The organism is Blautia schinkii, assembly GCF_013304825.1.
GTDB lineage: Bacteria > Bacillota > Clostridia > Lachnospirales > Lachnospiraceae > Blautia_A > Blautia_A schinkii_B.
Window position 1 is genome coordinate 86,082 of sequence record NZ_JAAWUO010000002.1, and the last position, 14,087, is coordinate 100,168.

Consider the following 14,087-nt stretch of genomic DNA (forward strand, 5'->3'; position numbering starts at 1 on the left):
ATTCACCTTTTACTCCGCTCCACCTGCTGTCCCTGACCAGTTGTGTCCGTGCCTCCATTATTACGTGTATCGTTAACACGGTAGGAAGTTTTTCCCTGCATCAGATAATCTATTCAGCTTTCTCAAAGCAAACTCATTTTGTCTAATTATACTCTTCTCTATAATAAAAAGCAAAAAAAACAGACAGAAAACCAACATATTTATATTGTTTGTTGATCATCTGCCCGTTTTGGTACTGTTTTAATATTCTGAAGTTGTTATTTCATGGCTTTTTTAATCGCAGCAAGCAATTCATCATACTCTTCGTATGCCGGGATATCCGGATTATCTGCCTTGATCTGTTCTGTACTTCGGAAAAGGAATCCTGCCTTGCTTGCTTTGATCATTCCCAGATCATTATAGGAATCTCCGCTTGCGATAGTCTCAAATCCCATGGACTGCAGTGCTTTCACAGTAGTAAGTTTGGACTGCTCACATCTCATCCTGAATCCTGTGATCTCACCATCCTCTGCTACTTCAAGGGTGTTGCAGAAAAGTGTTGGCCAGCCCAGTTTCTCCATCAGAGGAGTGGCAAACTGTGTAAATGTATCACTGATGAGGATCACCTGGGAAAAAGTTCTCAGCTCATCCAGAAATTTCTTTGCTCCCGGAAGAGGATCGATCTTTGCAATAGTCTCCTGGATCTCTTTCAATCCAAGTCCGTGCTCTTTGAGAACACTAAGTCTCCAGTTCATCAGTTTATCATAATCCGGCTCATCACGGGTCGTTTTCTTCAGCTCCGGAATTCCGCTTGCCTCAGCAAAAGCAATCCAAATCTCCGGTACCAGTACACCTTCTACATCCAGACATGTAATATACATTTTTTATCCTCCTCGTAAAAACGCGCCGCCTGCATTTGTAAATTTCCGTACACCCCAGTGGCACTTTATTCTTTTATTGCATTACTTTGATATATTACCATATATTTTCATGGTCTGTAAACAGTTTTCCGGCGAACTGCGACCTTTTTTACTGTCATAGTCCACCAGAAAATCTCAGACTTTTTTAATTTTTTTCTCTTCTTCGTAGTTCTTCAGTTCCCTGATGGCTTTTCCCCCAAGAGGGTATAACATGAAGATATTAAAGATGGTCATAAGGCCGATTCCCACATCTCCAAGATCCCATACAAACGTATAGGCTGCGATTCCCCCGATAAATAACATCACAAGGGCAATGATCTTATATCCGGTCTGGGATGCCCAGTTGTCACCAAACAGATAGGCCACATTGCTTCTGGCATAGAACAGGATTCCCAGAAAGGTGGAAAAACTGAACATAAAGAGCGTAGCTGCAATAAAAATCACACCAAATTCGCCAAGATGATAGCGCATGGCTGTCTGGAGAAGTTCCATTCCGGAAAGTCCGCTTACCAGATCTTCCGGTGCCAGAAGCATGATCATGGCTGTGCAGCTGCAGATTACGATGGTATCCACAAAAACTCCAAGTGCCTGGACAAATCCCGCTTTTACCGGCTGATCACACTCTGCTGCCGCTGCTGCGCATGGCGCAGATCCACTTCCTGCCTCATTGGAAAACAGACCTCTTTTTACTCCGTTCATCAGTACTGCTCCAAAGCCTCCGGCTGCCACCTGGCGGATTCCGAATGCTTCCTCAAAAATCCTTTTAAATACTCCCGGCATGCTTCCAAGGTTCGTTGCAATGATAAACAAAGTGATTACAAAATAACAAACAGCCATTACCGGGACAAGAAAATCCAGCACTTTAACTGTTGCATTCTTCCGAAGAACGATCACTGCTGCCACTGCTACCAATACGATAGTTGTATACAATGGTGAAATATTAAAGGCATTCTCAAAGGATGCAGTGACGGAATTACTGATCACCTGGCTGATTCCGCACCAGCAGATCAGGCCTGAAATTGCAAACAATACGGAAAGCAGTACTTTTTTTCGTTTTCTGCCCTGTTTTTCTTCCCAGTAATGGTGGATATAGTAGGCAGGACCGCCTCTGTAGCCACCGTAAAGAGGATCTTTTTCCTTATAGATCTGTGCAAGGGTTGCCTCAATAAATGCTGTGGATGATCCGATCAATGCCAGAACCCACATCCAGAATATGGCTCCTGCGCCGCCCGCTGAAATAGCTGCCACTACACCCACCAGGTTGCCCATTCCCACACGGGTTGCCGTTGATACGATCAGTGTCTGAAATGCGGAAAGATTGTTCTTGTCACTTTTTTTCTCCACAAGTGCATGTACCATATCCGGGAACATCCGGACAGGCAGAAATCTTGTCCGGATGGTAAAATAAATTCCGGCCGGAACCAGCAGTATGATAATCAGAGATATCCCCAGACTGCTTCCTCCAGGAAGAGGGATCTTAACCAGGTCTCCCCACAGAAAAGAATACATCTTTTCGATCAGTGTTACTATCATGTTTTATTTTTCCTTTCCCCAATCACCCCATTGTGATTGTTAATTTGTTTTTTGACGTTTTATTCCGTCTTATTATTTTACCCGTTAAACAGGCATTTCTGCAACAGTTTAAACAGGCAAAGCATGTGTTCTATTATAGTTGTTTTTTCACTTTATGTAAAGAAAAATTCCGAATCTTTCGACCCGGAATTTTCTTTTTATATTTCCTGCAGACACTTCACAATTCTGCTTCATCCTGCAAGATGGAACATTTCGATCAGGAAAATCCAACTCATTCCATAGTATGTTACAACTGCTACAAGATCGTTTACTGTTGTGATCAGCGGACCGGATGCTACCGCAGGGTCTACACCGATCTTTTTGAAAAACAGCGGAATACAGGTTCCTACTGCACTGGATACCAGCATAGCCACCAGCAGGGATAATCCGATACATCCGGATACTGCATAGGCAAAAACGAGTGTTTTTCCTTTAAATAAGAAGATATACAATCCGATCAGTACAAAAGACAGAATACCGAGTAAACCACCGTTGCAAAGACCGATCCGCATTTCCTTCAGCACAAGCTCTGCTTTCTGTCTGCCTGTCAGTGTCTCATCCATCAGTACACGGATGGTTACAGCCAAGGACTGGGTTCCAACATTTCCTGCCATATCCAGGATCAGAGACTGAAAGCACATGATGATCGGCAGACAGGTAACTACTTTTTCAAACATTCCCACAACAGAAGATACCACCATACCAAGGCCCAGAAGAACGATCAGCCATGGCATTCTTTTTTTCATGCTTTCAAAAAGCGGTTCTTTCAGATCTTCCTCTGCAGTCAGACCAGCCAGCTTCGCATAATCCTCTCCCATCTCATCATCTACCAGATCGATGATTCCTGCGGATGTGATCACTCCCAGAAAACGGTTATCATCATCCAGTACAGGAATGGAATCTTCAGAATAATCCTTCAGCCGTTCCATACAGTCGTCGATCTGCTCGGTACCATATACATAGGGGTAGGAAGTTACGATCAGCTCTTCCATAGGGTGCTCCTGTCTTGCTGTGATCAGATCCTTCAGATCCAGGGCTCCATAAAACTCTCCTCTGTCCGTCACTGCAAAAATCGTAGAAATATTATCATTATCTGCCGCCTGGGAAATCAGCTCACTCATGGCCTGCTTTACGGTCAGGTTTTCACGGATCACAATGCAGTTCGTTGTCATTCTGCTTCCGATCTCATCCTCATCAAAGGAACGGATCATTTCGATATCCTTCCGCACCTGTTCATCCAGAAGCTGGATCAGAAGCTTGCGTTTTTCTTTATCGATCTGCTTTAAAACATCTGCCAGGGCATCGGTTTCCATTTTGGAAAGAATGGCTGCCGCTTTTTTCACATCCATCTCTTCCAGATATTTTACGGTTTCTTCTTCCTCCAGATATTCAAAAACATCTGCCAGCATGCTGCTTTCCAGGATACGGTACAGTCTGCTGCGCTCCGCAGTGCTTAATTCTCTTAATACTTCCGCCAGATCGTTTTCGTGGAAATCCTGCAGTCTCTCACTTAAAACTGCCGGAGAAACACTGCTTCGGATCAGACTCAGAATATCTTTTGAAAAGTCCTGATTTCTTTTTGTCATTTTCTCATCCTCCTCACATAGTTTCGCACAAAACACGCACACCAAAAACAGACATGTAAAAGCATGTCTATGTGCTGTTTGATTTTCGATTGTGTTTCCTTGGGATTTGCGTGTAAAACGGAATTAAATCGCACGTGTCCGCTTTACTTGTAAGATTCTCAGAATGAGAAGAATGAAAAAGATATATATTATAATCCTGCCGCAATTATAATGGATTAATATCGTACAGATTCTGGTAACACCGTTACATCCTGCCAAATATATCCTTCTGATATACAGACATAGTATTCTCACAGATATTCTGCACACTTAAAACAGAATGGAACAGTCTCATCCCTCTCTGTTCTTTCCATCTTTCACTCTGAGAGCTATAACTTCGCCCATGAGAATCACAACTGTCCATTCTGTTCACCTGCCTTTTTTTCTTAAAATCTCTTATCAACCCGGCCATTATAACGTTCCCGGCCGGGTTTTGTCAACTGGATTTATGGTTAAATTTATCGTAAATCTGAGTAAGATTTTCCACTTTACAGAGGTGGAGTTTATGCTGCTGCATTTCCGTTGATCGTATCAATGATGTTTTTTCAAAAAGGATCAAATTAAAAAGTCCAACAATAAATACTTCTGCACGTATCTTCAGCATTTACTGTCGGACTTTTATCCTTTTATTCCTTTTTGAAATATATCACAATATCATATTGTAGAGCAAAAGATTATTCTGCGTGGTCTTTCAGGTACTCTGCACGTCCCTCTTCGTAGAGGTTATTTCCCTCGCTGTCAATGATGACTACAAGCGGCATGTCTTCCACATAAAGCTTGCGGAGTGCTTCTGCGCCCAGGTCTTCGTAAGCGATAAGCTCTGCTTTTTTGATGCATTTTGCAAGAAGTGCTCCTGCACCGCCGATGGCTCCGAAATATACGCCGTCATATTTCTTCATGGCTTCTACGACTTCCGGAAGGCGGGCGCCTTTTCCAATCATTCCTCTGGCGCCTACGGACATCATGGTCGGTGCGTAGGCATCCATACGGCCGCTGGTCGTAGGGCCTGCGGAGCCGATGACTTCACCTGGTTTTGCAGGAGTCGGGCCTACATAATAGATCGTAGCGTCTGTAGGGTCAAAAGGAATCTTTTCTCCTTTTGCAAGAGCCTCGCACATTCTCTTATGACCTGCGTCACGGGATGTATAGATGGTTCCTGTCAGTAAAACCTGGTCGCCTGCATGGAGAGTTCTTGCCAGCTCTCTTGTCAGAGGCAGTGTGATCTTTCTTCGTTCCATATTAAAGCACCTCCGTTTTATGACGTGTTACATGGCAGTTGATATTAACTGCACATGGCATACCTGCAATATGAGTAGGCATAGTCTCGATGTTAAGTCCGATGGCTGTGGTCTTTCCGCCAAAGCCCTGAGGTCCGATACCAAGCTTGTTGATCTTCTCCAGCATCTCTTTTTCAAGATCTGCATAGTAAGGATCCGGGTTCTCTGTATTCAGAGGACGCATCAGCGCTTTCTTTGCAAGAAGTGCACATTTGTCAAAAGTTCCTCCGATACCAACACCAACTACCATAGGCGGACATGGATTCGGACCTGCGGTTTCTACAGCCTCAAGAATGAAATCCTTGATTCCCTGAAGGCCAGCAGATGGCTTGAACATACGAATCTGGCTCATGTTTTCACTTCCGAAGCCTTTTGGTCCCACAGTTATTTTCACCTGATCTCCAGGAACGATCTCTGTATAGATCATAGCCGGTGTATTGTCACCTGTGTTTCCACGGCGTACCGGATCCTTGACAACGGATTTTCTGAGGTAACCCTTGTCGTATCCGCGGCGTACACCTTCATTAATAGCATCATTTAAATCTCCGCCTGTAAAGTGGACATCCTGACCAATTTCAAGGAATACACATGCCATTCCGGTATCCTGACAGATCGGAACATTCTCACTGTCCGCAATATCAAAATTCTCGATAATGTTATCAAGGACACCTTTTGCGATCTCGCCGTCCTCGCAAGCACGGCAGGTTTTGATAGCGTCCTTCACATCTTCCGGGAGATGTTCATTGGCTTCGATACAGAGTTTTTCGATAACCTCTGTAAGTCTGTTTACTTCGATTTCTCTCATAATAGACTCCTTTCGCTTATCTCATATGTTTTTATTATCATAACATATTTTTAACTTAACGTTCGTGGCGGGCATATTTCGGCAGAAGCATAGGAGATACTTCTCCTGTGTCGATTCCTGCATTTTTCAGTTCCTCTTCATATTTTTTGATATGATCCAGGTTCATGGTGCCAAGCTCTACCTCTTTGCATTTGGCAGCTGCTTTTTTACCTGCATTTCTTCCGAATACAATTACATCAAGAAGAGAGTTGCCCATCAGTCGGTTTCTTCCGTGGATTCCGCCTGCTGCCTCTCCTGCAACCAGAAGGTTCGGGATTTCTTTTGTAAAGCCGTCCCCGTTAATCTCAAGACCACCGTTCTGATAATGAAGGGTCGGATAGATCACGATCGGAACTTTTCTCATATCAATGCCGTAGTTCATGTACATACGGAACATGGCAGGGATCCTCTTTTCGATAGTTCCCTCACCTCCCAGGATCTCGATCATCGGAGTATCCAGCCATACACCCTTTCGTCCACCCGGAACTTCAACGCCACGGCCTTCCTCACACTCGCGGATAACGCCGGAAGCATTTACGTCACGGGTTTCCAGCGGATGAATATAAGCTTCTCCGTTTGCATTAACAAGCTGTGCACCAACGGAACGAACCTTCTCTGTTACCAGTGCACCAAGGATCTGTGACGGATAGATCGCACCTGTTGGATGATACTGGATAGAATCCTGGTAAAGAAGGGAAGCACCTGCTCTGTATCCAAGTACGAGTCCGTCAGCAGTTGCTCCGTAGTGATTGGAGGTCGGGAATCCCTGATAATGCATTCTTCCTGCACCACCGGTTGCAATTACAACTGTTTTTGCTCTTGCAACGGAATAGTCTCCGGTTTCCATGTTGAGAAGGACTGCACCGGCAGTCTGACCTTTTTCATCCTTCAGAAGTTCTACAGCGGAGGTAAATTCCACTACCGGGATCTTAAGATTTAAGACCTCATCACGGATAGTACGCATGATCTCTGATCCGGAATAATCCTTTGCAGCATGCATTCTCTTTCTGGAGGTACCGCCGCCATGTGTAGTGACCATGGTTCCGTCTTCTGCTTTATCAAACTCAACACCAAGGTCGTTGAGCCATTTGATCGCATCCGGCGCTTCCATTACCAGTCTTTTTACAAGCTCCGGTTTTGCGGCAAAATGTCCGCCTCCAAAGCAGTCCAGATAATGCTGTACCGGGGAATCATTTTCTTTATCTGCTGCCTGGATCCCACCTTCTGCCATCATGGTGTTGGCATCACCGATACGGAGCTTTGTAACGATCATTACGTTGGCACCTGCGTTGTGAGCCTCGATGGCACAGGAAGAGCCTGCTCCGCCACCGCCGATGATCAGTACATCTACATCATAATCGATTTTTGTAAGATCGATTTTTTCGTTGAGCAGACGGCTTTCTGAATGGAGCATTTTTGTCAGCTCCAGTGGTGCTTTCTGTCCCTTGTTCGGTCCTACCTTGATCTCTGCAAATGCATCCGGGTTATAATCCGGATGGAATTTTTTGAGAAGAGCATCTTTCTCATCTGCACTCAGACGTCTTGGCTCTGTTGCCATACGCTCCGCTCTTGTAGCCTCTACCTTTTTGATGGATTCCATCATATTTTCTGGATATGGTGCATACATGTTTTACGCCCTCCTACTTCTCGATTTCTCTGCTGTTGTAAAGTTCCTGCATCTCTGTGATCGGCTTCTGCATGATCTTCTCGATCATATCATCAAATTTGCCCTCGTGGATCTCTTCCACACGTTTCTCCAGGTGCTCACTTTTTGGTGCGATATATTTACCGGTGAGACGTCTTGCCAGAAGACCTACCATCGGATGGGAAATTCCTGCCGGACATCTTACGGAGCAGCAGCCGCAGCTTACACAGTCAAAGGATTCCTCTGCACATTTTTCAAGCTCGCCTCTCTGAGCATATGCAATATACTGCATGACATTTAAGTCCTGTGTACAGGCCTTTGTGCAGGCGTTGCATCCGATACAGCTGTAGATCTCAGGATAAAGCTCCATCATTACCTGCTGGTTCGGCTTAAGATCTTCTATATTATAAAGTCTCTTGTCTGTAGGGAAGAACGGGATGCTTGCCACATACATTCCCTCCTGCACCTGTGTCTGACAGGCGAGACAGGTTTTCAGCTCATTCTGTCCCTTGATCCTGTAGATGGTCGCGCAGGCACCGCAGAATCCGTGTCTGCAGCCGCATCCTCTTTTTAATGTATAACCGGCATATTCCATAGCTGTCATAATGGTCAGATCACCGGGAACGCTGTATTTCTTACCGAAAAAATATACGTTTACCATATTATTTTCCATGTTGGTGTCCTTTCTTTTATCCAAATCGTACGCCATGTGGAACAGCCATCTCACACGTGCCCGTCGCAACGCTCTGCTGAAACCGCTCCTAAAATGGGCAGCTTAGCGAGATGGTTCCCATGGCTGTGTACTGTACCCCGCAGTGCCAGGCTCGATTCCGCTTCGCTTCATCTCGCTTGAGGGCATTCGCCCTATACAGCCGCCGATAAAAACAGCTGCTTACATGCAAGCATGACGCATCTGTTTTTATCAACGTCTGTGCACTGCTCATTGCTTATCAATACTCATTAGGTAATTCATCAACCTCATCACACCTAAATACCGGGCCGTCTTTGCAGACGTATTTGTCTCCGATGTTGCAGCGGCCGCATTTTCCGACACCGCATTTCATACGAAGCTCCAGTGTGGTATATACCTGATCTCTGGAGAAGCCCAGCTCTTCCAGTCCTGCCAGAACGAATTTAATCATGATCGGCGGGCCGCAGACCAGAGCGGTCTTATTGGTATCAAAACCAATCTCCTTCAGATAATTCGGAACAAATCCCACATGACCGTCCCAGCCTTCCTGCTCGCGGTCAATGGTAAGATATACATTTACACCTTCTGTTTTCATCCACACTTCCTGGATTTCCTTAAGCTGCACCAGATCATCTGCTGAACGGGAACCATAGAGAATATCGACTGTTCCGTAATCCTCACGGTTATCCAGCACATAATTAATCACGGAGCGAAGAGGTGCCAGACCGATTCCACCTGCGATAAACAGGAGATTTTTTCCCTTTAACTTATCTTCCACCGGAAAATGATTTCCGTATGGACCCCTAACCGCGATCTCATCTCCAACCTGAAGGCTATGGAGATAGTCGGTAAGGGATCCGCATTTTTTGATACTGAATTCCTGATAATCCTTTACAGTCGGAGAAGAAGTAATGGAAAACATACCTTCACTGACGCCTGGTGCACAGACCATGGCACACTGTCCTGGCATATGCTCGAAAAGCTTTCCACCCTCCGGAGCTTCCACGCGGAAGGTTTTTACATCCGGTGTCTCCTGACGGATATCTGTGATCACGCCAACCTTGGGGATCAGCGTATCCAGTGTATAATTTTTATGACAGGTACATTCACTCATTCTTTTCACCTCCCTGTTTTTCAAAGGCCTTGATGACTTTTACGATATTTAAAGATTCCGGACATTTCTCCACGCAGCGGCCACAGCCAACACAGGAGAACATGCCGTCATTATTTAACGGATAATAAACAAGCTTATGCATAAATCTCTGACGGAATCTCTGCATCTGGCTGGTACGGTTGTTTCCGTGAGCCATCATGGTAAAATCAGAATACATGCAGGAATCCCAGCAGCGGTAACGGTGAACACCGTGTCCTGTGTCGTAATCCTTGATATCATAGCACTGACAGGTCGGACATACGAAGGTACAGGTTCCGCAGGCAAGACAAGGCTTGTACAGCTTCTCCCATACAGGAGAATTGAAACGATCCATGTATTCTTCCTGTGCCCATCCTTCCAGTGAAAGATGTGTATATGGAAGAAGCTCGATAATATCACGGATCGCCTTCTTTTCCTCTTCTACCCTTGTCTCATCAGAATCTGCCAAAAGCTCCTTCACAGCTTCTGTCAGAGCATTTCCCTTTTCTGTAAGTGGTTTCCAGAAAAGCTCTCCCTCGATGATCCAGGCTGCAACATCTGCTTCCGGATCTGCAGCGTCAATGCCAAATACTTTACAGAAACAGCTTTCCTCCGGTTCATGACAGGCAAGAGCTACGATAGTTCCGTGTTCTCTTCTTGCCTGGTAAAAAGTATCCACCGGATCTCCAAGGAACACATTGTCAAGAACTTTCACGCCCTGTACATCACAGGCTCTCATTCCGAATACAACAAAATTCTGTTCTTTCAGTGCCTGAGGCTCAATGTTGATATTCTTTCCATCTTTTTTACAGGTATAGAGATTTTCACTCTGCGGAAAGAAAGCATCCTTCGGTGATTTCACGGTTTTCAGTGTTTCAAGAGAAACTTCAGCATCCTCGCTCCATGCCTTGAAGTTCACCTGCTCACTTACCTTTACCGGTAAATATAATTCCTGGTCTGCGGCAATTTTCCGGAATAATGCCGGCAGATTTTCTACTGCGATCTTATACATACATTATCCCCTTTCTGCCACGATTCCTGGCTCTACATCATCAAAGGTAAAGCTGGTAAGCGGACCCTTTGACTCCGCATCCTCACCTGCCTGGTACTCACCGTAAAACTCATCAATATCCTTGATAAACTTACGGTTAAACAGATGAAGGGGAATTCCCTGCGGGCAGACTCTGCTGCACTCGCCACAGTCCGTACATCTTCCGGCTACATGGAAGGCACGGATCACATGGAACATTTTTTCCTCAAAGGAATCCACATTTGCCTTCTGGGCGCTGTCGAACTTGTTGCTGTCAAAAACGCATTTGCGGCAGCTGCAGGCCGGGCATACATTACGGCAGGCATTACAGCGGATACATTTACTCAGCTCGCTCTGCCAGAATGCGAATTTTTCTTCCGGACTCATCGCCTCGATCCGCTCAACTTCTGCGAAACGGTCAGCATCCTTTGTGTCCTTTGACTCACCGATCAGCTCATCGTAAATTTTATGCTCTTTTCCTTTACATACATGGCAGCGTTCCAGCATTGCATCTTTGTATGCACAGGTTTTTTCTCCGTATACAGTATCCACAGTCAATGTCTCGGCATCTCCGGCAAGCTCTGCTCCGGAAATTCCCCGGATACCCTTGATCCCCATTTTGCGGATCTTTTCAATATCCAGCTTTCCTTTGCAGCCAACACCTACGATATAGGCTTTTTCTCTGTCCACACGATGCTCTTTCAAAAGCTGGTTAAAGCTGTATGTATCGCAGGGCTTCAGACAAACCATGGTTTTTCCTTCCAGCCTGGAAGCTTCGATCATATATTTGCTTAAATTGGCACCGCAGAATCCATCATAGACAAAATCCTCCAGAGATTCCGGTGTCTCAAAATAGGCCGGTTCCGGATTAAAGGCAAGATCTCCGGCTTTCCACCCTAGAACCCGGGCTACCGTGCCATCTGCAAGCAGTTCCTTTGCACGTTTTATCAGCTCCTGCATCTTATATCCTCCAATCTCACGTTTTTACCAAGTGAATGAATCTTCTCAACAAACTCATTCATAGTCTGTGAAAATTTCACGCCCTCTGCGGCAGATACCCATTCCACACGTGTTCTTCCGTTTTCCACACCAATGTAATCCAGCATTGAAAACAGAAGTGTCATACGTCTTCTTGCATAATAATTTCCGGTACTGTAATGGCAGTCTCCCGGATGGCATCCGCACATGATCACACCGTCGGCTCCTTTTTCAAAGGCACGGAGGATGAACATGGGATTGACACGGCAGGAACATGGAACACGGATGATCTTTACATCCGCCGGATAGCTTAAACGGCTGCTTCCTGCAAGGTCTGCTCCGGCGTAGCTGCACCAGTTACAGCAGAATGCCACGATCTTTGGTCTGAATTCTTCCTTTGTTTCTATCGACATATTGCATCCACCTCCGCGATAATCTGTCTGTTGGAGAAGCCCTGAAGGTCCATGGCTCCTGACGGGCAGGCTACTGTACAGGCACCGCAGCCCTGGCAAAGTGCTGTATTGACAACCGCAACTCTTCTTGTCTCACGGATACCGTGATCGTTGACCTGTTTCTCCTCATAGGAAATCGCTCCGTAAGGACATACATTTGCACAGGTAGAGCATCCGTTACAGAGAAGCTCGTCGGATTTTGCCGTACATGGATTGGTTGTCAGCTTGTCCTTTGCAAGAAGTCCTATGGCCTTAACAGCCGCAGCTCCTGCCTGGGCAACTGTCTCCGGGATATCCTTTGGCCCCTGGCATACACCGGAAAGGAAAATTCCTGCTGTCGGTGATTCTACAGGACGAAGCTTTGCATGGGCTTCTGTAAGGAAATTGTTGGTGTCAATACTTGCAGTAAGCATGGTAGCGATCTTACGTACATCCGGATTCGGTTCAATGGCTGTTGCAAGAACTACCATATCTGCTTTCTTGAAAATCTGTTTATTATCAAGAAGATCCGAGCCCTGAACAAGAAGTGTTCCATCCGGCTGCGGGATTACTTTTCCTACCTGACCTTTGATGTAGTTTACGTTATACTGCTCAACTGCTCTTCTGTAAAACTCATCGAAGTTTTTACCAGGTGTACGGACATCAATATAAAATACCGTCACATTGGTATCCGGATATTTATCACGGATCAGCATGGCATGCTTAGCTGTGTACATACAGCAGATCTTGGAACAGTATGGCTTTCCACGGTCATCGGAGCAACGGCTTCCAACACACTGGATAAATACGATCTCCTTCGGTGCTTTTCCATCGGAGAGGCGCTCAAGATGTCCTTTTGTAGGTCCTGCAGCATTCATGATACGCTCCAGCTCCAGAGATGTGATCACATCCTTGTTCTGGCTGTATGCGTATTCATCATATTTGTCAAGCTTGATGGTATCAAATCCGGTTGCCACAACGATCGCTCCGTATTTCTGTGTTACGATCTCATCCTGCTGATCGTAATCAATGGCTCCTGCCTGACATACTTTGGAGCAGACACCACATTTACCTGTTTTAAATTTCAGGCAATGCTCTCTGTCGATCACGGGAACATTTGGAATGGCCTGTGCAAACGGAGTATAGATAGCTGACCGGTTGTTCAGCCCTCTGTTGAACTCATTGGGAATCTTTTTGGAAGGACATTTTTCCTGGCAGACTCCACAGCCTGTACATTTGTCCATGTTGACACTTCGCGCTTTTTTGCGGATATCAACGTTGAAATCTCCTACGAAACCAGAAACCTTTTCTACTTCACTGTATGTATAGATATTGATCTTTTCATGAGCTGCAGCCTCTACCATTTTGGGAGTAAGGATACATGCGGAGCAGTCCAGAGTAGGGAAGGTTTTGTCAAGCTGTGACATTCTTCCGCCGATACTTGGTGTTTTTTCCACAATATCAACTTCATAGCCTGCATCGGCAATATCAAGAGCTGTCTGGATTCCGGCGATACCGCCTCCGATGATCAGGGCTCTCTTTGTAACCCGGCTTTCTCCCGGCTGAAGAGGAGCGTTTAAATTTACCTTTGCTACTGCTGCTCTTGCAAGGATCACTGCCTTCTCCGTAGCCTCCTGCATATCCTTGTGGATCCAGGAACAGTGCTCACGGATGTTTGCGATCTCCACCATATATGGATTCAGGCCGGCCTTTTCCGCTGCTTTACGGAAAGTTGCCTCATGCATACGTGGAGAACAGGAACAGACAACCACTCCTGTGAGATTTTTTTCACGGATGGCTTCCTGGATCCTGGACTGTCCTGCCTCGGAACACATATACTGATAATCTTCTGCATGGACAACTCCAGGCTCTTTTGCAATGATCTCCACAACCTTTTTCACGTCTACCGTAGCGGCAATATTACTTCCGCAATGACAGACAAATACACCGATTCTCTGCACTT

The 14,087-nt window shown here is 45.6% G+C and carries 12 protein-coding genes; all 12 read right to left on the reverse strand.

Going from position 1 to position 14,087, the window contains the following annotated elements; genetic code table 11:
* Positions 1 to 257: 257 nt before the first annotated feature.
* The 12 genes from thrH to HFM85_RS01930 all read right to left on the reverse strand — a co-directional run bounded on the left by thrH (position 258) and on the right by HFM85_RS01930 (position 14,085).
* Positions 258 to 860: a bifunctional phosphoserine phosphatase/homoserine phosphotransferase ThrH gene (thrH, locus tag HFM85_RS01875; protein WP_173737232.1), complete on the reverse strand. Its 603-nt coding sequence runs from the start codon at positions 858 to 860 to the stop codon at positions 258 to 260.
* A gap of 174 nt (positions 861 to 1,034) precedes the next feature.
* Positions 1,035 to 2,432: an alanine/glycine:cation symporter family protein gene (locus HFM85_RS01880; protein WP_173737231.1), complete on the reverse strand. Its 1,398-nt coding sequence runs from the start codon at positions 2,430 to 2,432 to the stop codon at positions 1,035 to 1,037.
* Between the two features lie 230 nt (positions 2,433 to 2,662).
* Positions 2,663 to 4,057, reverse strand: a complete 1,395-nt coding sequence (gene mgtE / locus HFM85_RS01885; RefSeq protein ID WP_173737230.1) for a magnesium transporter — start codon at positions 4,055 to 4,057, stop codon at positions 2,663 to 2,665.
* A gap of 713 nt (positions 4,058 to 4,770) precedes the next feature.
* A complete protein-coding gene (locus HFM85_RS01890; protein ID WP_173737229.1) occupies positions 4,771 to 5,334 on the reverse strand; it encodes a Fe-S-containing hydro-lyase in 564 nt (187 codons plus the stop codon).
* A gap of 1 nt (position 5,335) precedes the next feature.
* On the reverse strand, positions 5,336 to 6,178 hold the full coding sequence (locus HFM85_RS01895; protein ID WP_173737228.1) for a fumarate hydratase: 843 nt from the start codon (positions 6,176 to 6,178) through the stop codon (positions 5,336 to 5,338).
* A gap of 55 nt (positions 6,179 to 6,233) precedes the next feature.
* Positions 6,234 to 7,844, reverse strand: coding sequence for an FAD-dependent oxidoreductase (locus HFM85_RS01900; RefSeq protein ID WP_173737227.1), 1,611 nt, complete (start codon positions 7,842 to 7,844; stop codon positions 6,234 to 6,236).
* A gap of 13 nt (positions 7,845 to 7,857) precedes the next feature.
* Complete coding sequence (locus HFM85_RS01905) at positions 7,858 to 8,571, reverse strand: 2Fe-2S iron-sulfur cluster-binding protein (protein ID WP_330383239.1); 714 nt, start codon at positions 8,569 to 8,571, stop codon at positions 7,858 to 7,860.
* A gap of 241 nt (positions 8,572 to 8,812) precedes the next feature.
* On the reverse strand, positions 8,813 to 9,667 hold the full coding sequence (locus tag HFM85_RS01910; RefSeq protein WP_015524689.1) for an FAD/NAD(P)-binding protein: 855 nt from the start codon (positions 9,665 to 9,667) through the stop codon (positions 8,813 to 8,815).
* A complete protein-coding gene (locus HFM85_RS01915) occupies positions 9,660 to 10,697 on the reverse strand; it encodes a 4Fe-4S dicluster domain-containing protein (RefSeq protein ID WP_173737226.1) in 1,038 nt (345 codons plus the stop codon). Before HFM85_RS01915 ends, HFM85_RS01910 begins: the two co-directional genes overlap by 8 nt.
* A 3-nt stretch (positions 10,698 to 10,700) precedes the next feature.
* On the reverse strand, positions 10,701 to 11,675 hold the full coding sequence (locus tag HFM85_RS01920) for a 4Fe-4S dicluster domain-containing protein (RefSeq protein WP_173737225.1): 975 nt from the start codon (positions 11,673 to 11,675) through the stop codon (positions 10,701 to 10,703).
* Positions 11,663 to 12,106 (reverse strand): hydrogenase iron-sulfur subunit, encoded by a 444-nt coding sequence (locus HFM85_RS01925; RefSeq protein WP_015524686.1) that lies wholly within the window; start codon positions 12,104 to 12,106, stop codon positions 11,663 to 11,665. The genes HFM85_RS01920 and HFM85_RS01925 overlap by 13 nt, the downstream gene beginning before the upstream one ends.
* A complete protein-coding gene (locus HFM85_RS01930; RefSeq protein ID WP_173737224.1) occupies positions 12,097 to 14,085 on the reverse strand; it encodes a 4Fe-4S binding protein in 1,989 nt (662 codons plus the stop codon). Before HFM85_RS01930 ends, HFM85_RS01925 begins: the two co-directional genes overlap by 10 nt.
* Between the last annotated feature and the right edge of the window lie 2 nt (positions 14,086 to 14,087).

Excerpts from the sequence above, each read along its gene's own strand:
- HFM85_RS01925 (WP_015524686.1), bottom strand. The coding sequence starts at position 12,106 with ATGTCGATAGAAACAAAGGAAGAATTCAGACCAAAGATCGTGGCATTC.
- thrH (WP_173737232.1), bottom strand. The coding sequence starts at position 860 with ATGTATATTACATGTCTGGATGTAGAAGGTGTACTGGTACCGGAGATT.
- mgtE (WP_173737230.1), bottom strand. The coding sequence starts at position 4,057 with ATGACAAAAAGAAATCAGGACTTTTCAAAAGATATTCTGAGTCTGATC.
- HFM85_RS01895 (WP_173737228.1), bottom strand. The coding sequence starts at position 6,178 with ATGAGAGAAATCGAAGTAAACAGACTTACAGAGGTTATCGAAAAACTC.
- HFM85_RS01900 (WP_173737227.1), bottom strand. The coding sequence starts at position 7,844 with ATGTATGCACCATATCCAGAAAATATGATGGAATCCATCAAAAAGGTA.
- HFM85_RS01890 (WP_173737229.1), bottom strand. The coding sequence starts at position 5,334 with ATGGAACGAAGAAAGATCACACTGCCTCTGACAAGAGAGCTGGCAAGA.
- HFM85_RS01920 (WP_173737225.1), bottom strand. The coding sequence starts at position 11,675 with ATGCAGGAGCTGATAAAACGTGCAAAGGAACTGCTTGCAGATGGCACG.
- HFM85_RS01915 (WP_173737226.1), bottom strand. The coding sequence starts at position 10,697 with ATGTATAAGATCGCAGTAGAAAATCTGCCGGCATTATTCCGGAAAATT.
- HFM85_RS01905 (WP_330383239.1), bottom strand. The coding sequence starts at position 8,571 with ATGGCGTACGATTTGGATAAAAGAAAGGACACCAACATGGAAAATAAT.
- HFM85_RS01910 (WP_015524689.1), bottom strand. The coding sequence starts at position 9,667 with ATGAGTGAATGTACCTGTCATAAAAATTATACACTGGATACGCTGATC.
- HFM85_RS01880 (WP_173737231.1), bottom strand. The coding sequence starts at position 2,432 with ATGATAGTAACACTGATCGAAAAGATGTATTCTTTTCTGTGGGGAGAC.